The sequence below is a fragment of the Streptomyces sp. JJ66 genome (genome assembly GCF_019303495.1).
In the GTDB taxonomy this organism is placed as follows: Bacteria; Actinomycetota; Actinomycetes; order Streptomycetales; family Streptomycetaceae; genus Streptomyces.
Window position 1 is genome coordinate 25332 of sequence record NZ_JAEVFI010000022.1, and the last position, 21223, is coordinate 46554.

23 protein-coding genes are annotated in these 21223 nt (G+C 72.4%); 13 read left to right on the top strand and 10 right to left on the bottom strand.

Translation table 11 applies throughout. The features are described from left to right. The first annotated feature begins 242 nt into the window (after positions 1-242). The gene (moaA, locus tag JJV70_RS16455) at positions 243-1232 is read left to right on the top strand and encodes a GTP 3',8-cyclase MoaA (protein WP_219048750.1); all 990 of its coding nucleotides are present in this window, start codon (positions 243-245) and stop codon (positions 1230-1232) included. A gap of 49 nt (positions 1233-1281) precedes the next feature. Here the strand turns inward: moaA and JJV70_RS16460 are convergent, their stop codons facing one another. Both JJV70_RS16460 and JJV70_RS16465 read right to left on the bottom strand, forming a co-directional pair. Next, complete coding sequence (locus JJV70_RS16460; RefSeq protein ID WP_219048751.1) at positions 1282-1521, bottom strand: hypothetical protein; 240 nt, start codon at positions 1519-1521, stop codon at positions 1282-1284. Positions 1522-1735: 214 nt separating this feature from the next. Beyond that, a complete protein-coding gene (locus JJV70_RS16465) occupies positions 1736-2131 on the bottom strand; it encodes a DUF3099 domain-containing protein (protein ID WP_219048752.1) in 396 nt (131 codons plus the stop codon). 201 nt (positions 2132-2332) lie between these two features. Between JJV70_RS16465 and JJV70_RS16470 the strand changes: the two genes are divergently transcribed. Then, entirely contained in the window at positions 2333-2614 is a 282-nt protein-coding gene (locus JJV70_RS16470) for a GlsB/YeaQ/YmgE family stress response membrane protein (RefSeq protein WP_219048753.1), read from the top strand. Positions 2615-2785: 171 nt separating this feature from the next. On the opposite strand, the gene tyrS is transcribed toward JJV70_RS16470, so the two are convergent. Genes tyrS through JJV70_RS16485 form a run of 3 tightly spaced genes read right to left on the bottom strand, consistent with a single transcriptional unit; the run spans position 2786 to position 7188 of the window. Further along, positions 2786-4198, bottom strand: a complete 1413-nt coding sequence (gene tyrS, locus JJV70_RS16475) for a tyrosine--tRNA ligase (protein ID WP_219048754.1) — start codon at positions 4196-4198, stop codon at positions 2786-2788. Between the two features lie 51 nt (positions 4199-4249). Next, positions 4250-5650 (bottom strand): metallopeptidase TldD-related protein, encoded by a 1401-nt coding sequence (locus tag JJV70_RS16480; protein ID WP_219048755.1) that lies wholly within the window; start codon positions 5648-5650, stop codon positions 4250-4252. Further along, positions 5647-7188 carry a TldD/PmbA family protein gene (locus JJV70_RS16485; RefSeq protein ID WP_257574063.1) on the bottom strand — a complete coding sequence of 514 codons (1542 nt, stop codon included), beginning with the start codon at positions 7186-7188 and terminating at the stop codon, positions 5647-5649. Before JJV70_RS16485 ends, JJV70_RS16480 begins: the two co-directional genes overlap by 4 nt. Before the next feature lie 340 nt (positions 7189-7528). Here JJV70_RS16485 and fabG point away from each other — a divergent pair, with 340 nt between their 5' ends. Together fabG and fabI are read left to right on the top strand one after the other, a co-directional pair. After that, complete coding sequence (fabG, locus tag JJV70_RS16490; protein ID WP_219048757.1) at positions 7529-8233, top strand: 3-oxoacyl-[acyl-carrier-protein] reductase; 705 nt, start codon at positions 7529-7531, stop codon at positions 8231-8233. A gap of 5 nt (positions 8234-8238) precedes the next feature. After that, the gene (gene fabI, locus JJV70_RS16495) at positions 8239-9036 is read left to right on the top strand and encodes an enoyl-ACP reductase FabI (protein ID WP_219048758.1); all 798 of its coding nucleotides are present in this window, start codon (positions 8239-8241) and stop codon (positions 9034-9036) included. A 56-nt stretch (positions 9037-9092) separates the two neighbouring features. On the opposite strand, the gene JJV70_RS16500 is transcribed toward fabI, so the two are convergent. After that, on the bottom strand, positions 9093-9767 hold the full coding sequence (locus tag JJV70_RS16500; RefSeq protein ID WP_219048759.1) for a FadR/GntR family transcriptional regulator: 675 nt from the start codon (positions 9765-9767) through the stop codon (positions 9093-9095). A gap of 75 nt (positions 9768-9842) precedes the next feature. Here JJV70_RS16500 and JJV70_RS16505 point away from each other — a divergent pair, with 75 nt between their 5' ends. Beyond that, positions 9843-11144, top strand: coding sequence for an MFS transporter (locus JJV70_RS16505; protein ID WP_219048760.1), 1302 nt, complete (start codon positions 9843-9845; stop codon positions 11142-11144). A 16-nt stretch (positions 11145-11160) separates the two neighbouring features. Continuing rightward, complete coding sequence (locus JJV70_RS22860) at positions 11161-11277, top strand: SGM_5486 family transporter-associated protein (protein WP_257574064.1); 117 nt, start codon at positions 11161-11163, stop codon at positions 11275-11277. 112 nt (positions 11278-11389) lie between these two features. On the opposite strand, the gene JJV70_RS16510 is transcribed toward JJV70_RS22860, so the two are convergent. The 3 genes from JJV70_RS16510 to JJV70_RS16520 form a co-directional block, all read right to left on the bottom strand. Further along, positions 11390-11575, bottom strand: coding sequence for a DUF397 domain-containing protein (locus JJV70_RS16510; protein ID WP_219048761.1), 186 nt, complete (start codon positions 11573-11575; stop codon positions 11390-11392). A gap of 95 nt (positions 11576-11670) precedes the next feature. Then, a complete protein-coding gene (locus tag JJV70_RS16515) occupies positions 11671-11856 on the bottom strand; it encodes a DUF397 domain-containing protein (protein ID WP_219048762.1) in 186 nt (61 codons plus the stop codon). Then, positions 11853-12707, bottom strand: a complete 855-nt coding sequence (locus JJV70_RS16520; RefSeq protein ID WP_219048763.1) for a helix-turn-helix transcriptional regulator — start codon at positions 12705-12707, stop codon at positions 11853-11855. The genes JJV70_RS16515 and JJV70_RS16520 overlap by 4 nt, the downstream gene beginning before the upstream one ends. Positions 12708-12872: 165 nt before the next feature. Here JJV70_RS16520 and JJV70_RS16525 point away from each other — a divergent pair, with 165 nt between their 5' ends. From JJV70_RS16525 to JJV70_RS16535, 3 genes are all read left to right on the top strand, one after another. After that, positions 12873-13322 carry an ATP-binding protein gene (locus JJV70_RS16525; protein ID WP_219048764.1) on the top strand — a complete coding sequence of 150 codons (450 nt, stop codon included), beginning with the start codon at positions 12873-12875 and terminating at the stop codon, positions 13320-13322. Between the two features lie 361 nt (positions 13323-13683). Further along, positions 13684-13929, top strand: a complete 246-nt coding sequence (locus JJV70_RS16530) for a hypothetical protein (protein WP_219048765.1) — start codon at positions 13684-13686, stop codon at positions 13927-13929. A gap of 69 nt (positions 13930-13998) precedes the next feature. Next, positions 13999-14511, top strand: a complete 513-nt coding sequence (locus JJV70_RS16535; protein ID WP_219048766.1) for a histidine phosphatase family protein — start codon at positions 13999-14001, stop codon at positions 14509-14511. Positions 14512-14679: 168 nt separating this feature from the next. On the opposite strand, the gene serB is transcribed toward JJV70_RS16535, so the two are convergent. Then, positions 14680-15927 (bottom strand): phosphoserine phosphatase SerB, encoded by a 1248-nt coding sequence (gene serB / locus JJV70_RS16540; RefSeq protein ID WP_219048767.1) that lies wholly within the window; start codon positions 15925-15927, stop codon positions 14680-14682. 251 nt (positions 15928-16178) lie between these two features. Here serB and JJV70_RS16545 point away from each other — a divergent pair, with 251 nt between their 5' ends. The 4 genes from JJV70_RS16545 to JJV70_RS16560 all read left to right on the top strand — a co-directional run bounded on the left by JJV70_RS16545 (position 16179) and on the right by JJV70_RS16560 (position 21140). Further along, positions 16179-18773 (top strand): FHA domain-containing protein, encoded by a 2595-nt coding sequence (locus tag JJV70_RS16545; protein ID WP_308294847.1) that lies wholly within the window; start codon positions 16179-16181, stop codon positions 18771-18773. A gap of 100 nt (positions 18774-18873) precedes the next feature. Further along, entirely contained in the window at positions 18874-20010 is a 1137-nt protein-coding gene (locus JJV70_RS16550; RefSeq protein ID WP_219048769.1) for a GAF domain-containing sensor histidine kinase, read from the top strand. Then, positions 20003-20644 carry a response regulator transcription factor gene (locus JJV70_RS16555; protein WP_219048770.1) on the top strand — a complete coding sequence of 214 codons (642 nt, stop codon included), beginning with the start codon at positions 20003-20005 and terminating at the stop codon, positions 20642-20644. The genes JJV70_RS16550 and JJV70_RS16555 overlap by 8 nt, the downstream gene beginning before the upstream one ends. Before the next feature lie 256 nt (positions 20645-20900). Beyond that, on the top strand, positions 20901-21140 hold the full coding sequence (locus JJV70_RS16560; RefSeq protein WP_219048771.1) for a chaplin: 240 nt from the start codon (positions 20901-20903) through the stop codon (positions 21138-21140). Positions 21141-21223: the final 83 nt, after the last annotated feature.

Here is a 21223-nt window from a genome sequence, read left to right on the forward strand (position 1 = left end):
GGTGCGCGGCTGAGCTCCCGGGGCGGGGCACAGCGACTCAACCCCCTGTTCGGTATGCGGACTTGACCATCCGGGGGGCGGAGCGAAGCTATCGCTGATCAATATCGTGCGGCAATGCATTCATCAGATGATCGTGAAAAGTTAACACACGGTATTCATGTGATCACTTCAACGAACTGTTGAATGTCGGGGTCCTCACGTACGCTGACAGCAGAGAAACGACCGTGTGAGGACTGGCGCGCATGCTGATCGACACGTACGGCCGGGTCGCCACCGACCTGCGAGTCTCGCTGACCGACCGCTGCAACCTGCGGTGCACCTACTGCATGCCCGAAGAGGGCCTTCAGTGGCTCGCCAAGCCCGAGCTGCTCACCGACGACGAGATCGTGCGCCTGGTGCGCATCGCGGTCACCGAGCTGGGCGTCACCGAGGTGCGGTTCACCGGTGGTGAGCCCCTGCTGCGTCCCGGGCTCGTCTCCATCGTGGAGCGCTGCGCCGCGCTCACCCCCCGCCCGAAGCTCTCGCTGACCACCAACGGCATCGGCCTGGAGCGCACGGCCACGGCACTGCGGGACGCCGGGCTGGACCGCGTCAACGTCTCGCTGGACACACTCGACGCGGAGGTCTTCCAGCGCCTGACCCGCCGCAAGCGCCACGCCGACGTGCTGCGCGGCCTGGCCGCCGCCCGTACCGCCGGGCTCACCCCGGTCAAGGTCAACGCCGTGCTCATGCCGGGCTTCAACGAGGGCGAGGCGCCCGACCTGCTGGCCTGGGCCGTCGAGCACGACTACGAGCTGCGGTTCATCGAGCAGATGCCCCTGGACGCCCAGCACGGCTGGAAGCGCGAGGGCATGATCACCGCCGGGGACATCCTGGCCGCCCTGCGTACCCGCTTCGAGCTGACCCCCGAGGGGCAGCAGAAGCGCGGCTCCGCCCCCGCCGAGCGCTGGATTGTTGACGGCGGCCCGCACCGCGTCGGCGTCATCGCCTCCGTCACCCGCCCGTTCTGCCGCGCCTGCGACCGCACGCGCCTGACGGCCGACGGCCAGGTGCGCACCTGCCTGTTCGCCACCGAGGAGTCCGACCTGCGCGGCGCGCTGCGCGCAGGCGCGGACGACGCGACGGTGGCCGGGCTGTGGCGCACCGCGATGTGGGGCAAGAAGGCGGGCGCGGGGATCGACGACCCGTCCTTCATCCAGCCCGACCGCCCCATGTCCGCGATCGGCGGTTAGTCCCGCCACGATCCGCCGGACAGGATCTGACCGCCCGCCGTCCGGCAGGTCAGCCCTCCGCGCTCTCCCCGGGAGCTGACGGGCGCGCCTCCCATTCCGCCAGGGTGACGACGTCCTTCAGGAACCCGCGCACGCCGAGGAACTGGGACAGGTGCTCACGGTGTTCGGCGCACGCCAGCCACGTCTTGCGGCGCTCCGGCGCGTGCAGCTTCGGGTTGTTCCAGGCCAGCACCCACACGGCCGGGGCCCGGCAGCCCTTGGCGGAGCAGATCGGGGCGTCCTCACTCATCCGCCCATCCAAACACGCCCCCTTAAGACGCGATGACGCCGGGCGGCCACGGGGGGAGCCGCCCGGCGTCGATCAAACGCTCCGACGGGGGATACGGAGCGTGTACCGCAGTATGGCACGCGGGGACGCTCCGTGTGACCCGAATGGCAGGCGGGTTTGAGCCTTTCTTGCGGTAGACCGGGCGCTGGCGGGCGCGCCGCTTCTCACCCGGCGCTCACTCGTGCTCCGCGCGGTGCGGCGGACGTACGCCGTCCGGCGGCCGCACGTCACGCGGCGGCCGCACGTCAGGCGGCGGCTGCGGGGCATCCGGTGCCGGGCCCAGCTCCGGGCGCCCCGGCTGGATCAGGGTGGACGGCAGCTGGGCGGCGTTCTCCCGGCCCGCGTTGGCGATGACCACCGCCACGTACGGCAGCACTCCGCCCAGCACCAGCGTCACCACCGCCAGGGGCCGCGAGACGTTCCACAGCGCCACGGTGAGCAGGACGGAGAGGGTGCGGACCAGCATCGAGATCACGTAGCGCCGCTGCCGCCCCCGCACATCGTCGGACAGCCCCTGCCGGGCCCCGGTGATCCGGAAGACCTCGGAGTCGTCGTGCTGCTTCCGCCTCACGCTGCACCACCTGCTCGCACCCCGGCCGTGGCCGTACCCGCCTGTGTCCCCCGACGCCTCCACGGTACGCCCGTACCCGGCCCGGCCGTGGGCCGGGGGAAACCGCCCCTTTCACCCGTACGGCCGAGCACCGGATGAGCGGCACGCCCGGGTGTGCGCACCCTGGGAAGGTCCGTCCACAGCGCCGCACTAGGAGGCGACATGAGTTGGTTGTGGGCAATCATCGTGGGTCTGATCCTGGGTGTGCTGGCCCGCGCCATCCTCCCCGGCAAGCAGGACATCCCCATCTGGCTGACGATCATCTTCGGCATCCTCGGCAGTTTGCTGGGCAACGCCGTGGCCGGATGGATGGGCGTGGAAAGCACCAGCGGCATCGACTGGATCAGGCACCTGCTCCAGCTGGCCGGCGCCGTCCTGATCGTCGCCATCGGCGCCCCGCTGTGGGCCTCGATCAGGCGCGGCAGCAGAACCCACCGAAGGTAAGCCGCCGCCCGGGTGACCCACGCGCACCGGGCGGCCGGGGGAGCGGCGTGGGCCGGGAGTCTGCACCCGGCCCACGCCGCCGCGTGGCCGGTGCCGCGCACTCGGCCGGGACGCCGGACCGCACCCGGCCCACGCCGCCGCCTGGCCGGTACGCCGCGCGCCCGGCTGGCCCTACAGCCCGGTGACCTCGGCGACCTTCCGGCCCGCCTTCAGGTACACCGTGCCGGTGACCCCGGCCTCCGCCAGCTTCTCGGCCGCCACCTCGGCCAGCGGGCGCAGCGCGTCGGCCTCGGAGAGCACCAGCGCCCGCTGCTCGCCCCCGGAAGGCTCGACGATCAGCCGCAGTCCGTTCTGCTTGGCCACCCGCCGCGCGGCCGACGCGCTCGGGGCGAACTCCAGCACCCGGGTCAGCACCGCCGCGATGCCCTCGCCGCCGTGCTCGCCCGCATCCACTACCGGCAGTGTGCCGACGTCGGTGAAGGACTTCCGGGAGAACTGCGCGACGAACCCGGCCCGCGCCGCCATCGCGGCCTTGCGGCCGTGCAGCGCCATGACCACCTCACCGGCCAGGACCTTCTTCAGGTCCATCGGGTGCAGTGAGCGTTCCTCGACGCGCGCGCGGGCCGCGTCGATCTCGGCGTCCGTCCACTCGGTCCAGGCCCGCAGGTAGGGCACCATGAGCCGGTCCGGGATGGACATGACCTTGCCGAAGACGTCGTCGGCCGGGGCGGTCAGCGCGATGTAGTTGCCCTTGGACTTCGACATCTTCGCGCCCGAGCCGTCGGTGCCCTCGATCAGCGGCATCGCCGCGATCAGCTGCGGCGTCAGCCCGTAGATCTCCATCACCTTGCGGCCCATCTGCATGTTCAGCAGCTGGTCCACGCCGCCGAGCTCCAGGTCGCAGTCCAGCTCCGCGGAGTCGATGGCCATGGCGACGGGGTAGATCAGCTCGGACATGGTCAGCCCCGAACCGGCCGCGAGCCGGTTGCGGAAGTCCTCGCGCTGGAGCAGCTGGGAGGCGGGCACCTGCGCGAGGATGCCGATCAGCCGCGGGAACGTCAGCCCGCCCAGCCACTCGCTGTTGTGCACGAACCGCACCCGGTCGAAGTCGAAGAACGGCCGCACCTGCTCGCGGTAGCCCGCCAGGTTGCGGGCGATGTCCTCGTCGGTGAGCGGCGGGCGCTCCGCCGTGCGGCCCGAGGGGTCGCCGATCTTGGCGGTGATGTCGCCGATCAGCACCGTGACGTCGTGGCCCATCCGCTGGAAGCGGCTGAGCACGATGAACGGCACCGCGTGCCCCAGGTGGATGTCGGTGCCCGTCGGGTCGATGCCGAGCTTGACGTGCAGCCCCCGGCCCTGTGCGCCGCGCTGCTCGATCCGCTCGGCCATCCGCTCCACCCCGGGCAGCACCTCCACCGACCGGGAGGCGATGAGCTCGGCCTGTTCCGTGGCGCTCAGGTCGCTGAGGTCCATGGAGCGCCGCGAACCCGTCTCGGTGAGCAGCTGCTCCACCGTCGCGTCGCAGGAGAGGTCCTGTGCCAGCAGCGCGCTCGCGCGCCGCACGGATTCGCCGAGGCGTGTCACGTTGCGTCCAAAGATCGAAGGGATAGGGGGGCGGAGACGAGTCTATGCCGGTCACACGCCCTGGCTGACCGAGCTCATGTTGAAGTCCGGGACGCGCAGCGGCGGCATCGCGGTGCGCGGGAAGTAGTCGCCCCACTCGCGGGAGAGGGTCTGCTCGGTGCGCCCGGCCTCCGTCGCGCGGCCCAGCAGGCTCACCGGTGACTCGTTGAACCGGAAGTTGTTCACCGCCGCCGTCACCTCGCCGCCCTCGACCAGGTAGACGCCGTCGCGGGTGAGGCCGGTGAGCAGCAGCGTGGCCGGGTCCACCTCGCGGATGTACCACAGGCAGGTCAGCAGCAGGGCGGGCCCGTCGTGCCCACAGGCGGCGACCATCTCCTCCAGGCCGCGCTCCCCGCCGCCGTCCAGGATCAGGTTGTCCACGCCGGGCGTGAGCGGCAGCCCGGTCAGCTGAGCGGAGTGCCGGGTGGTCATCAGGTGCTCCAGCCTGCCCTCGCGCACCCAGTCGGTGACCTGGAGCGGCAGGCCGTTGTCGAACGCCGACGCCGCACCCCCCGAGGCGTGCGCGACCGTGAACGGGGCGCATTCCAGGCCCGGCGCGTGCGGGTCGCTGCGCAGGGTCAGCGGCAGGGCGGCCAGCTGCTCGCCGACCCGGGTGGCACCGCCCGGCGCGCTGAACACCGTGCGGCCCTCGGCGGCGTCCCGGGCCGAGGACGTCCACTGCTGGTAGATGAGCAGGTCCGCGACGGCCGTGGGCGGCAGCAGCGTCTCGTACCGCCCGGCGGGCAGCTCCACCCGCCGCCGTGACCAGGCCAGCCGCCGCGCCAGCTCGGCGTCCAGCGCGGCCGGGTCCACGTCGGCGAAGTCCCGGGTGGCGCGGCCCGCCCACGCGGATGCCGACCCGTCGGCGGACTTGGCGTTCAGCTCCAGCGTCCCCGTCGGCTGGTCGTGCCGCAGCCGCAGCCCTGTCGAGGTGCCCAGGTAGGTGGAGACGACCTCGTGGTAGGCGAAGCCGTACAGCGTGCGGCTTCCCGCGCCCGCGCTGGCGAAGCACTCACCGAGCGCGGGCGCGAACGCGTCGAACACCTCCGCGGAGGTCTCGGCGGGCGGCTCCTCGAACGCGGTGGCCGCCTCACCGCCGGTCACCAGCGGCTGCGCGTCCTCGGCCGGGCCCGCCGTGCGCGCCGCGTCCTCGGCCGCCCGCACCAGCGGCTCCAGCTCCCCGGCCGTCACCCCCGACCGGGAGACGACGCCGGAGGCCGTGCCCCGCGCGCCGTCCACGGTGGCGATCACCGTCAGGGTGCGGCCCCGGGTGACGCCGTTGGTCGTCAGCGCGTTGCCCGCCCAGCGCAGGTTCGCCGACGAGCTCTCCTCAGCGATCACCACGCACCCGTCAGCCCGCGACAGCGCCAGGGCCCGCTCGACGATCTCGTGCGGTGCGGTCGGCTTGCTCATCGCCCGGCCTCCTGGGTGGTGTTGAGGATGTTGACGCCACGGAACAGCGCCGAGGGGCAGCCGTGCGAGACGGCGGCGACCTGGCCCGGCTGGGCCTTGCCGCAGTTGAACGCGCCCGCCAGCAGGTACGTCTGCGGCCCGCCGACCGCCTCCATCGACCCCCAGAAGTCCGTCGTCGTCGCCTGGTAGGCCACGTCCCGCAGCTGCCCGGTCAGCCGGCCGCCCTCGATGCGGAAGAACCGCTGCGCGGTGAACTGGAAGTTGTAGCGCTGCATATCGATCGACCACGAGCGGTCCCCGACGACGTAGATGCCGCGCTCCACGCCCGCGATCAGCTCCTCGGTGGACGGTCCGTCCGGTGCGGGCTGGAGCGAGACGTTCGCCATGCGCTGCACCGGCACGTGCGCGGGGGAGTCGGCGTAGGCGCAGCCGTTGGAGCGTCCGAGCCCGGTGAGCTTGGCGATGCGCCGGTCCAGCTGGTAGCCCACCAGCGTGCCGTCCCGGACCAGGTCCCACTCCTGCGCCCGCACGCCCTCGTCGTCGTAGCCGATGGTGGCCAGCCCGTGCTCGGCCGTGCGGTCCCCGGTGACGTTCATGACCGGCGAGCCGTACCGCAGCGTGCCCAGCTGGTCGAACGTGGCGAACGACGTTCCCGCGTACGCCGCTTCGTAACCCAGCGCCCGGTCCAGCTCCGTGGCGTGACCGACCGACTCGTGAAGCGTCAGCCACAGGTTCGACGGGTGGATCACCAGATCGTAGGAGCCCGCCTCCACGCTGGGCGCGGCCATCTTCTGCGCCAGCAGCTCCGGCAGCTCGGCCAGCTCCGCGTCCCAGTCCCAGCCGGTGCCGTGCAGGTACTCCCAGCCCCGGCCCACCGGCGGGGCGAGGGTGCGCAGCGTGTCGAACTCGCCGGAGTCCGCCACCGCCACGGCCGTCAGCTGCGGATGCAGCCGCACCCGCTGCTGCGTGGTGACGGTGCCCGCCGTATCGGCGTAGAACTTGTTCTCCTGCACCGCCAGCAGCGCGGCGTCCACGTGCGCGACGCCGTCCGCCGCCAGCAGCCGCTCGCTCCACGCCGTCAGCAGCCCCGTCTTCTCCTCGTCCGGGACGTCGAACGGGTTGATCTCGTACGCCGAGATCCACGTCTGCTCACCGTGCGCGGGCTCCTCGGCCAGCTCCACCCACTCCCGCGTCCCGGCCGCCTGGATCACCCGCGCCGACAGCTTCGCCATCGCCACCGCCTGCGAGGCCACCCGCGCGGCGGCGTCCATGCTCAGGTCCACCCCGGCCGCGAAGCCCCACGCGCCGCCGTGCACCACCCGCACCGCGTACCCGGCGTCCGTGGTGTCCGCCGACCCCGCCGGGCGCGCGTCCCGCAGCGACCACGAGGCGCTGCGCACCCGCTCGTACCGGAAGTCCGCGTGCTCGGCGCCCAGTGCCCGGGCCCGCGCCAGCGCCGCGTCCGCCAGCTGCCGCAGCGGCAGCGCGGTGAAGCTCTCGTCGGGGAAACGCCCGGTGGACGGTGCGGATGGTGGCAAGACAACCTCCCGTGGTCGGCACCCGATCATGCCTGCTCGGCCACCGATCCGCACGGCGCTTTCCCGGACCCGGTGTCGCCGGGGCCGCGAGGGCCGCCCGCGCCCGCGAGGCGAGGGCGGTTCCCGAAGCGGGGGCCAGCGTCCCGAAGCCGGGACCAGCGGACTTTCTGTAGGGATTCCACAGCGGGCCACCGAGCCCCCTGTGGACGCCCCGGTCCGGGCGGCACCCGCCAAACCGATAGGTTGCTGGGTGCACCAGACGCGACGAACACAGCACGGCACAGTCCGACGCGCGGCACGACGCGGCCCGGCTGGTCCGAAAGATTTGGAGTGTGGTCCCTTGAGCCGCTCGGTTCTCGTCACCGGAGGCAACCGCGGCATCGGCCTCGCCATCGCCCGCGCGCTCGCCGACGCGGGCGACCAGGTCGCCGTCACCTACCGCTCGGGCGAGCCACCGGCCGGTTTCCTCGCCGTCAAGTGCGACATCACCGACCCCGAGCAGGTGGAGCAGGCGTACAAGGAGGTCGAGGAGAAGCAGGGCCGGGTTGAGGTGCTCGTCGCCAACGCGGGCGTGACCCGCGACCAGCTGCTGCTGCGCATGTCCGACGAGGACTTCACCTCGGTCCTGGAGACCAACCTCACCGGCACCTTCCGCGTCGTCAAGCGCGCCACCCGTGGCATGCTGCGCGCCCGCAGCGGACGCGTCGTGCTCATCTCCTCCGTCGTCGGCCTGCTGGGCTCGGCCGGGCAGGCTAACTACGCCGCGTCCAAGGCCGGGCTGGTCGGCTTCGCCCGCTCGCTGGCCCGCGAGCTGGGTTCGCGGAACATCACCTGCAACGTCGTCGCCCCCGGTTTCGTGGACACCGACATGACCCGGGTGCTGACCGACGAGCAGCGCGCGAACATCACCGGGCAGGTGCCGCTCGGCCGGTACGCCGCGCCCGAGGAGATCGCCGCCACGGTGCGCTTCCTGGCCTCCGAGGAGGCCGCGTACATCACTGGAGCCGTCATCCCCGTTGACGGCGGATTGGGTATGGGGCACTGAACGCTATGAGTGGACTTCTCGCTGGCAAGCGCGTCCTGGTCACCGGAGTGCTGACCGACGCCTCGATCGCCTTCCACGTCGCCAAGCTCGCCCAGGAGGAGGGCGCCGAGGTCCTGCTCACCGGCTTCGGACGGATGTCGCTGGTCCAGCGCATCGCCAAGCGGCTGCCCAAGGAGGCGCCGGTCATCGAGCTGGACGTGCAGAACGCCGAGCACCTGGACACCCTCGCCGACCGCGTGGCCGAGCACCTCGGTGCGGGCGTCGGCCTGGACGGCGTGGTGCACTCGATCGCCTTCGCCCCGCAGGACGCCCTCGGCGGCAACTTCCTGAACACCGGCTGGGAGTCGGTGGCCACGGCCGTCGAGGTCTCCGCGTACTCGCTGAAGTCGCTGACCATGGCCCTGTTGCCGCTGCTCGCGGCCTCCGGGGAGGGCCCGGGCCGGGGCGGCTCGGTCGTCGGCATGGACTTCGACGCGCAGGTGGCCTGGCCCAAGTACGACTGGATGGGTGTGGCCAAGGCGGCGCTGGAGTCCACCTCCCGCTACCTCGCCCGCGACCTGGGCGAGCAGAACATCCGCTGCAACCTGATCTCGGCCGGGCCGATCAAGTCCATGGCCGCGAAGTCCATCCCGGGCTTCGAGGAGCTGGCGGACGTGTGGAACACCCGCGCCCCGATCAGCTGGGACCTCACCGACCCCGAGCCCGCCGCCCGGGGCGTGGTGGCCCTGCTGTCCGACTGGTTCCCCAAGACGACCGGTGAGATCGTCCACGTGGACGGCGGCGTCCACATGATGGGGGCCTGACCCGCACGGACTGAGCTGTCTTCGCGTAGGGAGGTCCGGCAGCACGCCGGACCTCCCTACGCGCCCCGTGCCCGGCAGATCTCCGTGTAGGACGCGGCCTCGCGCGCGGCGAGCTCCGCGTCGCGGTCCCGGATGGCCTGGACCATCCGCGCGTGGTCCAGACGGTCCTCGGCCCGCAGCTGAGACCCCATGTCGTGCCGCAGATACGCCCGCAGCACCGAACCGAGGTCCGCGTACAGCGCTGTCAGCACCTCGTTGTGCGAAGCCTTCACCACCGCCAGGTGCAGGGTCGCGTCGGCCTGCACGAACCGCTCCACCTCGCCCGAGTCCCACGCCTGCTCGCGCCGTTCCAGCAGTAGTTCCAGCTGCCGGACGTCCTCCTCGGTGCGCCGGTGCGCCGCCAGCCGCGCACCCTCCGCCTCCAGCGTCGAGCGCAGCTCCGCGACGTGCAGCGGGTCGGCGTCCGCGAACCGCCGGTGCATGACGCCCGCCAGCTCGCTGGTGGCCACCACGTAGGTGCCCGATCCCTGCCGGATGTCCAGCAGACCGTTGTGCGCGAGCGCCCGGATCGCCTCGCGCACGGTGTTGCGGGCGACCTGCAACCGCTCGACGAGCTCCGGCTCGGTCGGGATGCGCGAGCCCACCGGCCACTCACCGGAGGTGATCTGGTCCCGCAGGGCGTTGATGACCTGGTCGGCGAGGGCCGACCGCCGGGGCGAGTTCAGCGGCATGGCACGCCTGCCGGGGGAGCGAGAGGCGGATACGCGGGGTACCAAGCATTCATCCCATGATTCTATGATGGGCGCATGCACCAGGAAAACCGGCTCGCGCTCGACACCGCTCCCCGCTCCACGGCCCCCACTTCCGCCGCGCGGCCCCGCGCCGCCCGCTCACCGTGGACGCTGCGACTCGTCACCGCCGGTCTGGTCCTCACCGCCCTGAACCTGCGGCCCGCCGTCTCCGGCCTCGGGCCGCTGCTGGAGGAGGTGCGCGCCACTCTGGCGATGAACGGCACCGTCGCCGGGCTGCTCACCTCCGTCCCGGCCCTGTGCTTCGCCGTCTTCGGCAGCCTCGCCCCCCGCCTGGCCCGCCGCATTGGTCCGGCCGCCGTCATCCTCGGCGGCATGGTGGCCATCACCGCCGGACTCGCGCTGCGCCCGCTGGCCGGGAACACCACCGTCTTCCTGCTCACCACCGCGCTCGCGCTCGCGGGCATCGCCGTCAGCAACGTGCTGATGCCGGTCGTCGTCAAGCGCTGGTTCCCCCACCGCGTCGGCAGCATGACCGGCCTGTACTCCATGGCGCTCGCCCTGGGCACCTCCGCCCCCGCCGCGCTTACCGTGCCAGCGGTGCAGGCCCTCGACGGCGACTGGCGCACCGGCCTGGGGATCTGGGCCGCGCTCGGCGCCCTGGCCGTGCTGCCCTGGGCCGCCGTCTTCGCCCGCGACCGGGGCAGCCGCCGCGCCGCGCAGAACCCGGCCCGCGCGCAGGACCCGGCCCCCGGTACCCCCAGCGCGCCCGCCGCGCCCCTGCGCATCACCCGCTCCCGCATCGCCTGGGCGCTGGGCTGCTTCTTCGGCCTCCAGGCCACCGCTGCCTACGTCACGCTCGGCTGGCTGCCGCAGATCTTCCGGGACGCCGGGCTGTCCGCGTCCACCGCGGGCGTGCTCCTCGGCGTCACGATGGGCCTGGGCATCCCGCTGTCCTTCGTGCTGCCCCCGCTGGCCGCCCGCCTGCACCACCAGGGCCCGCTCGTGCTGCTGCTCGGCCTGTGCGGCCTGGGCGGCTACACCGGGCTGATGCTCGCCCCGGCCGCCGGGGCCTGGGCCTGGGCGGTGCTGCTCGGCGTCTCCAACTGCGCCTTCCCGCTGGTGCTCACCATGATCGGCATGCGCTCGCGCACCAGCGCGGGCGTCGCCCAGCTCTCCGCGTTCGTCCAGAGCACCGGCTATCTCCTGTCCATCCCGGGCCCGCTGCTCGTCGGCGTCCTGCACGGCGTCAGCGGCGGCTGGCGCGCCCCGCTCGCGCTGATGGCTACCCTCCTGGTGGTGCAGATGGCCGTGGGCCTGCTGGCGGGCCGGAACCGGTGCGTCGAGGACGGCGGCTGAGTGCGAGACTGAATCCATGCCAGTGCTCGAACCCAACCCCGGCAACGGTCAGAAAAAGCTGCTGCTCGTCCTCGCCGCCATGCTCGGCGTCTGCCTCGTCATCGGCGTCATCGCCTCCCTCCTCGCGCCCTGACCCCGGCTGGCTCCCGCGTGCCACCCCAGCGGCCCCTCAGCCCCGGGCCGCGTCGTCCGGCGCGGCCCGGGGCCGACTGAGGTTTCGCAGCCCGGCTGAGCCTGGGTTGGGCTCAGCTGCCTGCGGCGTACCGTACGAACTGCGTCCAGCCTTCACGTCCAACGGCGAAGTCGGTTCGTGTCACGTCCTTGGAGTCCCGTACGTGGACGGCGCCGTCCGTGGTGGCGACCTCCACGCAGTCGTCCCCCTGGCTGCCGCTGTAGCTGGACTTGAACCAGTTGAGTTCGCTCTTGTTCACAAGTCTCCTCGCAGATGGTTCAAACCGCGGCCGCGTCGTCCGGCGCGGCCCCGGGGCGGACTGAGGTTTCGCAGCCCGGCTGAGCCTGGTTGGGCTCAGCCGCGTGCGGCGTAGTGCACGAACCGAGCCCAGCTTTTACGGCCTACGATGAAGTCGCGGTGCGTCAAGTCCTTCGAGTCCCGCACGTGGACGGCTGCGTCGGTGACCGCAACCTCGACGCAGCTATCCCCTTGTGCGCTGCTGTAGCTGGACTTGAACCAGTTAAGTTCGGCCGTGCTCATAGGTCTCCTCGCATCTGCTCAAGCAGGCCCACGGAGTCCATTGGCGTGAGGGCCTGTGAGCGCAGTCTTGCATAGCGCATCTGTAGCTTGCTGACTTCCTTGGGGTCAGCGATCAGACGGCCGTTCTCCTGCCCCTCGGAGTATGCGTGCCAGCGCCCGTCACGGGTCTCCAGCAGCTGGATTGGCCCCGACAGGCAGGCGTGATGCTCGCTGTACGACGGCATGATCTGGAGAGTCACGTTCCTCGGTGTGACCAGTTGGAGGACGTGGTCCAGAAGCTCGCGCGTCACGTCCGGCCCCCCGAGCCCGCGCCGGAAGACGCTCTCTTCCACGATGAAGTCGAAGGCCACAGTGGGACGTTCACGAAGCAGTCGCTGTCGTTCCCAGCGGGCATCAATGGTGTCTGCCACCGCCTTGTCCGACATAGGTGGGACCTCTTCGTCGCACAAGGTGCGCATGTACCCCTCCGACTGCAATAGCCCCGGCACCAACCGGCACTCGTACGTGCACAGGCTCACCGCCTTGCGCTCCAGCCCTGCCCAGCGGCGGAACCAGGCGGCGAGGCCCGCCTCGCCGCGCGTGAGGTGGCGGGAGGCGCGCCGCAGGGCGCCGGTGTTGCCGAGAGCGGGCTCCGCGCGTGCGACGAACTGGTCGTCCGGCATGCGGCGGCCCAGTTCCACGGACTCCACCGTGTGTTTGGAGAACCGGACTTGGGCGGCGAGCTCGGTACGGGTGAGGCCCGCGTGTTCGCGCAGCGCCTGGACGACGGCGCCGAACGTCCGCAGACTGTCCGACGGGTCCGGCTCCCGCTCGTTCTCCGGCTCTGACCCGACAACATCCCCAGTCCACATACGCGGCTCCTTTGCCACCGTGCGTGAGCCCGAACGCTCCCGCTCACCACCTCCCAGGGTGACGCCTGTCACCCCGTACCGTCTACCGCGAGTGCCCGTACGCTGACTGAGCGTACGAGGCTGATCGCTGGTCAACCTCCCCGCGCACCCGCCAACGTGACGGCCATGCACTCACGCACGTCACCCCGCTCCGGCGCCGACCACGCCTTCCTGCTCCTGCTGTCCTCCACCCGGCGCGGTGCCCGGCTCGCCCGGCTGCTCGCGGTGGAACAGCTGCGCACGTGGCGGGTACCGCCGTCCGTCACCGAGCGCGCCGAGCACGTCGTGGCCGAGCTGGCCGCCAACGCCATCTCGCACGGCCGCGTCGCGGGCCGCGACTTCCGGCTCGGACTCCGGCTGATCCCGCAGACGGGCACCGTCCGCATCGAGGTCACCGACGCGAACGGTGCCCGCGTCCCCGTTCCGGCGTCCGCCCCAGGCCAGGACGGAGCTCCCGGCGCGGAGTCGGGCCGGGGCCTGCTGCTCGTCTCCGCCCTCGCCGACCGCTGGGGCACCGAGCCCTATCCGCCCAGCGGCAAGACGGTCTGGGCGGAGTGCGCTGCGAAGCCGCACTGAGCGGCCAGACCAAGCGGCTCGTCCCCACGGAAGTACGAGCTCGTACCCGTTTCGTTCCGCTCCCCACCGGCAGCCCGCCGGGCTGGTCCGTGCCTGCCAGGTGCGCGGCCACCTCGCGCGTTGACGCTGTACACATTCAGGCAGGGCAGGGCGCACGGCGTGGGGTCTTCACGGGGGCGGAGGTGGCTCCAGTCGGGAGAAGGTGTCCGGTCCCCGGTCGGCACCGGATGGGTGGGGGCAGCCTCGCCGTCCCTTAGGGGGCTGGGTTCAGGGTTGGGTGGGTGGCTTCCCGGGTAGGCCACGGGCCGCGCCCTCCGTAGCGTCGGAAGTACCGCTCGACGCTACGACGAAAGGCGAGCCGATGGCCGCCCATCCCGCCCCCCGCCCCCGCCTTTCCGCTCCCCGCCCGCGCACCCACCACTCCTCGGCCGGTGGCGCGGGGCTGCGGCTGCGCTGGTGGGCCCTCCCGCTGCCGCTGACGGTCTTCCTCGCCCTGCTGTCGCTCGTCGTCCTCGGTGGCGGCGACGCCCACGCCGAGTCCGCCGACGGTCTCGGGCAGGCCGCCACCGCCCTGTGGGAGCTGCTCAGCCGCCTCACCCGGGGCTGACGGGCGCCCGCGCGGGCCAGCTCGTCAACACCCCGAGCCCTGCGGTCCGTTTCGTGCGAAGCTGGGGCCATGAGCGTCGATCAGCCCCGCAGGATGGTCCTACTCCGACACGCCAAAGCCGACTGGCCCGACGTCCCCGACCACGAGCGCCCGCTCGCCGACCGGGGCCGCAAGGACGCGCCCGTCGCGGGTGGCTGGCTCGCCACCCAGGGCATCCATCCGGAACTCGCCCTGTGCTCCACCGCCGCCCGCTGCCGTGAGACGTGGAAGCTCGCCGCCCCACAGCTCCCGCACCGGCCGAAGACGGTCTACGACGAGCGCGTCTACGAGGCGACGCCCGGCGAGCTGATCACCGTGCTCAACGAGGTCGAGGACGCCGTACGTGAGGTGATCCTCATCGGGCACAACCCCGGCATTCACGGCCTGGCCGAAATCCTCACCGCCACCTTTGACGAGGACGCCGGACGCCTGATGGCCGAGCGCGGCTTCCCCACCTCCGCGATGGCCGTCCTCACCGTGAACGGCTCCTGGAAGTCCGTGGAACCCGGCACCGCCCACCTCACCCACTTCTGGGCACCGTAGTTCCCGGCCGTCCCGGGGGCGCCAGGGCAACGCCGGGTGCCGGGTGCTCCTGAACGGGGTGCGGGAGGCAGCCTCCCGCACCCCCGGGACGGGGAGCACCGGCGGTGAGCGTGCGGCGGCACCACCCCGGCGGGCACCACCCCGGCGGGCACAGTCACCGCCTGCGGCCTACTCCGGCGCGGCCGTCTCCGCCAGCTCGACCTCTTCGCGCGTGATGCCCAGCAGGTACAGCACCGTGTCCAGGAACGGCACGTTGACGGCCGTGTGCGCCGCCTCCTGGACGACCGGCTTGGCGTTGAACGCCACCCCCAGCCCGGCCGCGTTCAGCATGTCGAGGTCGTTGGCCCCGTCGCCAATGGCCATGGTCTGCGACAGCGGCACCCCGGCCTCGGCGGCGAACCGGCGCAGCAGCCGCGCCTTGCCCGCCCGGTCCACGATCTCCCCGGTCACCCGGCCGGTGAGCTTGCCGTCCGCGATCTCCAGCGTGTTGGCCGAGGCGAAGTCCAGCCCGAGCCGTTCTTGCAGCTCGTCGGTGACCTGGGTGAAGCCGCCGGAGACCACGCCCACCTGGTAGCCGAGCCGCTTGAGCGTGCGGACCAGCGTGCGCGCGCCCGGGGTGAGCCGGACCTGGGCGCGCACCGCGTCCACCACCGACGCGTCCAGCCCGGCCAGCAGCTTCACCCGGGCGTGCAGCGACTGCTCGAAGTCCAGCTCGCCGCGCATCGCAGCGGCCGTCACCTCGGCGACCTGGTCCGCGCAGCCCGCGTGCCCGGCGAACAGCTCGATGACCTCGTCCTGGATCAGCGTGGAGTCCACGTCCATGACCACCAGCCGCTGCGCCCGCCGCTGCAACCCGGACGCGATGACGGCGACGTCCACCCCCAGCGCGGCCGACTGGGTGGCCAGCGCGGTCCGCAGCGGCTCCGTCAGCGCGCCGGACACCTCGAACTCCACCGCCGTCACCGGATACTTGGCGAGCCGGAAGACGCGGTCGATGTTGCCCCCGGTGCCGGTGATGCACGCGGCGATCGCGGCCGTGGACCGGGCGGACAGCGGCTGCCCGAGCACCGTCACGTGGGAGCGGCCGACACCGCGCGGACGGTTGTCGCCGTGCCCGGAGATGATCTCGGCCTGGAGCTTCAGCGACTCCGCCCAGCTGTGCACCGTCGCGCGCAGCTCGCCTTCGGTCGCGCCCGGATGCGTGCCGTCCGGTGCCGTGACCAGGGCGCACAGCGTGATGCGGCCCCGGGTGACGACCTGCTCGATGTCCACGACGGTGAGCTCGTAGGCGGCGAGGGTGTCGAAGAGACCTGCGGTGATGCCGGGACGGTCCTTGCCGAAGATCTTGACCAGCAGGGTGGGGGCGTCCTCGCCGGGCATGCCGGGCGGGAGCGGGGGAGTCTCGGTGGCACTCATGGTCTTCCCACCGTATCCGCCGGCGGTGACCGGCTCGCAGCGCCGTCCGGTCCCCGGGACGGCCGCCCGCCGCCGGGCCGCGTCTGGGGCGCGCATGCGGCTTTCCCCTGATCTCCCGCGCCGTGCCCGGGCGGTTGGCGTGGCCCGGCTTCCTGTTCCGGGGCCCCGCCTGGAATAGTGCCCCCCGATGTTCGCCGTCCCTAAACCCTCCACGTGGGGGCAGCTCGGGGGAAAAGTCTGTGGGGCATGGAGTGCCAGAACTCGTACTGGAACTGAACGGAAGGACCTGGACGCTCGACCCGTCCCGGTCGTACTCGCTGGGCCGGGACCCGCAGGGGGATCTGGTGCTGGACGACGCCCGCGTCTCGTGGCGGCACGCCACGCTGCGCTGGGGCGGACGCGCCTGGGTCCTGGAAGACCAGGGGAGCACCAACGGGACGTACGCGCGGGGACAGCGCGTCCAGCAGCTGGACATCGGCCCCGGCACCGTACTCCATCTGGGTAACGCCACCGACGGCCCGCGGCTGACGTTCACCGGACCGCCCGCGCTGGCCCAGCAGGCGGCCCCGCAGGCCACACCCCAGCACCAGCAGGGCGCGCCCGCGAGCTGGAACCAGCCCGCCGCCGCCCCGCCGTCCGCCAGCCCGCACCCCGCCGCGCCGCACCAGCAGCCGCAGCCGCAGTACGCGCAGCAGGGCCACTGGCAGCACGCCCCGCAGCACCAGCAGGCGGCGGCCGTCCCCGCCCAGCACGCCGGTCAGCCCCCGTACGCGGGCCAGCCCCCGCACAGCGGTGCGCCCGCGCAGGCCGGGGGCGGCGGGGGCACGGGCGGCGCGGACCGCAGCCCGACGACGTTCCACCAGCTCTCCCTCGGCCGCGTGATGCGCATCGGCCGTGCCCTGGAGAACGAACTGGTCGTCTCCGACCTCCAGGTCTCCCGGCACCACGCGGAATTCCTCGCGGGCCCGGACGGCCTGTTCGAGATCCACGACCTCGGCAGCCACAACGGCACCTACGTCAACGGGCGGCCGCTGCCGAAGAACGGGCGGCACCGGATCGGCCCCGGCGACACCGTCGCCGTCGGCCACTCCACGTTCCGCCTGGTCGGCGACCGGCTGGAGGAGTTCGTCGACACCGGCGAGGTCTCCTTCGCCGCGCGGCACCTCACCGTGCAGGTCGATGGCGGCAAGACGATCCTCAACGACGTCTCCTTCGGCGTCCCGGAGAAGTCACTCATCGCCGTCATCGGGCCGTCCGGCTCCGGGAAATCGACGCTGCTGAAGGCACTCACCGGCTACCGCCCCGCCAACCACGGCGAGGTGCTGTACGACAACCGCGACCTCTACACCCACTTCGCCGAGCTGCGGCACCGCATCGGGCTCGTCCCGCAGGATGACATCCTGCACACCGCGCTGCCGGTGCGCACCGCCCTGCGCTACGCGGCCAAGCTGCGCTTCCCCGGCGACGTGGCCGAGGCCGAGCGCAACGCCCGGGTGGAGGAGGTCCTTGCCGAGCTGAAGCTCGACATCCACGCGGACAAACGGATCACCGCACTCTCCGGCGGCCAGCGCAAGCGCGTCTCGGTCGCCCTGGAGCTGCTGACCAAGCCGTCGCTGATCTTCCTGGACGAGCCCACCTCCGGCCTCGACCCGGGCATGGACCGCGACGTCATGCAGCTGCTGCGCGGCCTGGCCGACGACGGCCGCACCGTGCTTGTTGTCACCCACTCGGTCGCCGAACTTCAGCTGTGCGACAAGCTGCTCGTCATGGCGCCCGGGGGCGGCGTCGCCTACTTCGGCCCGCCCGAGGAAGCGCTGAACTTCTTCGGCTACGACTCCTGGGCGGACGTCTTCTCCGCCTTCGAGAACTACCGTGACTACGACTGGATGGGCCGCTGGCGCGGCTCCCAGCACTACCAGCTCTACGCCGCCGACATCGACGCCGTCGCCCCGCAGCCGGTCCGGATGGACTGGCACCAGCAGCAGCAACGGCTGCGGAAGCCGCAGAGCTGGGGCTCGCAGCTGTGGACGCTCATGCGCCGCTACGCCTCCGTCATCGCCTCCGACCGGGGCTTCATGCTGCTGATGCTCGCCCTCCCGGCCGTCCTCGGCGTCGTCAGCATCGTCATCCCCTCCGACCACGGGCTGGGCTACGGCCCCGAAGGCAGCGGCCGCACCAACCGCGACGCCAGCATGATCATGCTGATCCTGGTCATCGGCATGTGTTTCTCGGCCGCGGCCAACTCCGTCCGGGAGCTGATCAAGGAACGCGTCATCTACGAGCGGGAACGCGCCACCGGCCTGTCCCGCTCGGCCTACCTGATGTCGAAGGTGATCGTCCTCGGCCTCATCACCGCCCTCCAGGGCGTGATCATCTGCCTCGTCGGCTTCCTGCCGCGCGCGATGCCCGCCGAGGGCGTCCTGTTCACCGGCTCGCCGGGCGTGGAGATGACCCTCGTCGTCATCGGCCTGGGCCTGGCCTCGATGATGTTCGGCCTCGTCATCTCCTCACTGGTCAAGACGTCCGAGAAGACGATGCCGCTGCTGGTGATGTTCACCATCGTCCAGGTCGTGTTCACCGGCGTGGTCTTCCAGATCCACGGCACCGCGGGCATCGAACAGCTGGCCTGGCTGATGCCCGCGCGGTGGACGATCGCGGGCATGGGCAACACCGCCGACCTCAACGTCCTGGTGCCCTGGGAACCGGGCAACCCCGACCCGCTGTGGGACCACGAGCTGAGCCAGTGGCTGGTCAGCATGGGCGTCCTGCTCACCATGGCCGTGCTGTGCGGCGTGGCCGTCGCCCGCCTGCTGCGCCGCCACGAACCGGAGGTCATGCGCAAGTAGGCGGCTTCGCACCGGCGGGCGCTCCCGGCACCCCGGGCAGCGCCCGCCCCGGCGCTACCGCGTGCGCGGGGTGCGGCCCGCCCGGCGTACGGTAAGACGCATGATCCGCACCGGGCTCGCCGCCGTCAGCGCGGCCCTGCTCGCCATGAACCGGCAGCTGGAAGCCCGCGAGGTCCTCCAGACGATCGTGCACTCCGCCCGCGAACTGCTCGACGCCGAGTACGCGGCCCTCGGCGTCCCCGACGACCGTGGCGGCTTCGCCCAGTTCGTCGTCGCCGGCGTCAGCGAGCAGCAGTGGAAGGCCATCGGCCCGCTGCCCCGGCAGCACGGCGTCCTCGCCGCGATGCTGGACGACGCCACCCCGCAGCGCCTGGCCGACGTGCGGCACGACCCGCGCTTCGAGGGCTGGCCCGAGGCCCACCCCGAGCTAGTGGACTTCCTCGGCATGCCGGTGGCCGACGGCGACGAGATCCTGGGCGCCCTCTTCCTCGCCAACAAGCGCACGGCCCACCCCGGCGGCGGCTGCGGCTTCACCCAGGAGGACGAGGACCTGCTGCGCCTGCTCGCCGAGCACGCGGCCCTAGCGCTGACCAACGCCCGCCTCTACGAACGCGCCCGGGAACTGACGATCGCCGAAGAGCGCGCCCGCATCGCCCACGACCTGCACGACGCCGTCGCGCAGAAACTGTTCTCCCTGCGCCTGACCGCCCAGGCGGCCACCGCCCTCGTGGACCGCGACCCGCCGCGCGCCAAGGAGGAACTGCGCCAGATCGCCACGCTGGCCGCCGACGCCGCCGACGAGCTGCGCGCCGCCGTCGTCGAGCTGCGCCCCGCCGGGCTGGAGGACGACGGCCTCGTCGCCACCCTGCGCACCCAGACCCAGGTGCTGGACCGCGCCCACACCGCCGCCGTGAGCTTCGAGACAGCCGGTGTCCGGGCGCTGCCCGCCACCCAGGAAGCGGCCCTGTACCGGGTGGCGCAGGAGGCGTTGCACAACGCGCTGCGCCACTCCGGCGCCGCCCGCGTCCGCGTCGCCCTGGGCCGGGACGGACGCGGCGTCATCCTGCGCGTCACCGATGACGGACGCGGCTTCGACCCCACCGCCGTCCGCCGCGCCGGACGCCACCTGGGCCTGGTCTCCATGCGGGACCGCGCCGGTTCCGTCGGCGGCCACCTCACCGTCCGCTCCGCGCCCGGCCAGGGCACCGAGATCACCATGGAGGTGCCCGGTGAGTGACCGCATCCGGGTCCTGCTCGTCGATGACCACCAGGTGGTCCGCCGGGGGCTGCGCACGTTTTTGGAGGTGCTGGACGACATCGAGGTCACCGGCGAGGCCGGGGACGGCGCCGAGGGCGTCGAACTGGCCCAGCGGCTCACCCCCGACGTGATCCTCCTCGACGTCAAGATGCCCGGCGCCGACGGCATCGAGGCCCTGCGCCGCCTGAAGGAACTCCAGCACCCCGCCCGGGTCCTCGTCGTCACCAGCTTCACCGAACAGCGCACCGCCGTCCCCGCCCTGCGCGCGGGCGCCGCCGGGTGCCTCTACAAGGACATCGACCCCGACGCCCTCGCCGACGCCATCCGCTCCGTGCACGCCGGTCACGTCCTCCTCGACCCCACGGTGGCCGGGGCGCTGCTCACCGAGGAGGGCCGGGCCCCAGGAGCGGCTCGTAGCGCGGGCCTGACCGAACGGGAACGCGAGGTGCTCGGCCTGATCGCGGACGGCCGCTCCAACCGCGAGATCGCCCGCGCACTCGTGCTGTCAGAGAAGACCGTCAAGACGCACGTGTCGAACATCCTCATGAAGCTGGACCTCGCCGACCGCACCCAGGCCGCCCTGTGGGCCGTCCGCCACGGCCTCACGCCGTGACCCGGGGCCCAGCCTGGCGCCCGCACGGCCCCTGAACAGGTGGTTCTCCGGCACCGGCCCGGCGCTCCGGCGGGGAACTCTTTCGGGGGACCCCCGTCGCCCGGCGAGCACAACTGCTCCGAACGAGCGACGTGAGGGTCGCCCCCGTGTCGCCGCCCGACCCGGCGCGTTGCTCAGCGTGCGGCTCAGGCCGCGGGGCCCGCGTGCCAAGCGACGCGGCGGGCCGACACACCCCGAGCAGTTCCAGGAGAAACACATGCACGCAGGCAAGAAGGTCGCCGTCGTCCTCGCCACCGCGGGGGCCGCTGTGGGCACCATCGCCGGCACTGCCGTCGCCGACGCGGACGCCGACGGCGCTGCGGTCAACTCGCCCGGTGTCATCTCGGGCAACGTGATCCAGGTTCCGCTGCACATCCCGATCAACTTCTGCGGGAACTCGGTCAACGTCATCGGCGTGCTCAACCCCACCTTCGGGAACGTCTGCATCAACGACTGACGCCGGACCCGACCCTCGCGGGCCGCCGCCGACTTCCGGCGGCGGCCCGCAGCGCGTTCCGCGCACCCGCACCCGCCGGAGCG

What these genes read in the sequence shown, in the direction of transcription:
- JJV70_RS16530 (WP_219048765.1), top strand. Translation starts at nt 13,684, where the DNA reads ATGGCCGCCCATCCCGCCCCCCGCCCCCGCCTTTCCGCTCCCCGCCCG.
- JJV70_RS16470 (WP_219048753.1), top strand. Translation starts at nt 2,333, where the DNA reads ATGAGTTGGTTGTGGGCAATCATCGTGGGTCTGATCCTGGGTGTGCTG.
- JJV70_RS16515 (WP_219048762.1), bottom strand. Translation starts at nt 11,856, where the DNA reads ATGAGCACGGCCGAACTTAACTGGTTCAAGTCCAGCTACAGCAGCGCA.
- JJV70_RS16460 (WP_219048751.1), bottom strand. Translation starts at nt 1,521, where the DNA reads ATGAGTGAGGACGCCCCGATCTGCTCCGCCAAGGGCTGCCGGGCCCCG.
- JJV70_RS16525 (WP_219048764.1), top strand. Translation starts at nt 12,873, where the DNA reads ATGCACTCACGCACGTCACCCCGCTCCGGCGCCGACCACGCCTTCCTG.
- JJV70_RS22860 (WP_257574064.1), top strand. Translation starts at nt 11,161, where the DNA reads ATGCCAGTGCTCGAACCCAACCCCGGCAACGGTCAGAAAAAGCTGCTG.
- JJV70_RS16480 (WP_219048755.1), bottom strand. Translation starts at nt 5,650, where the DNA reads ATGAGCAAGCCGACCGCACCGCACGAGATCGTCGAGCGGGCCCTGGCG.
- JJV70_RS16520 (WP_219048763.1), bottom strand. Translation starts at nt 12,707, where the DNA reads ATGTGGACTGGGGATGTTGTCGGGTCAGAGCCGGAGAACGAGCGGGAG.
- JJV70_RS16535 (WP_219048766.1), top strand. Translation starts at nt 13,999, where the DNA reads ATGAGCGTCGATCAGCCCCGCAGGATGGTCCTACTCCGACACGCCAAA.
- serB (WP_219048767.1), bottom strand. Translation starts at nt 15,927, where the DNA reads ATGAGTGCCACCGAGACTCCCCCGCTCCCGCCCGGCATGCCCGGCGAG.
- JJV70_RS16560 (WP_219048771.1), top strand. Translation starts at nt 20,901, where the DNA reads ATGCACGCAGGCAAGAAGGTCGCCGTCGTCCTCGCCACCGCGGGGGCC.
- JJV70_RS16505 (WP_219048760.1), top strand. Translation starts at nt 9,843, where the DNA reads ATGCACCAGGAAAACCGGCTCGCGCTCGACACCGCTCCCCGCTCCACG.
- fabI (WP_219048758.1), top strand. Translation starts at nt 8,239, where the DNA reads ATGAGTGGACTTCTCGCTGGCAAGCGCGTCCTGGTCACCGGAGTGCTG.
- JJV70_RS16500 (WP_219048759.1), bottom strand. Translation starts at nt 9,767, where the DNA reads ATGCCGCTGAACTCGCCCCGGCGGTCGGCCCTCGCCGACCAGGTCATC.
- JJV70_RS16550 (WP_219048769.1), top strand. Translation starts at nt 18,874, where the DNA reads ATGATCCGCACCGGGCTCGCCGCCGTCAGCGCGGCCCTGCTCGCCATG.
- moaA (WP_219048750.1), top strand. Translation starts at nt 243, where the DNA reads ATGCTGATCGACACGTACGGCCGGGTCGCCACCGACCTGCGAGTCTCG.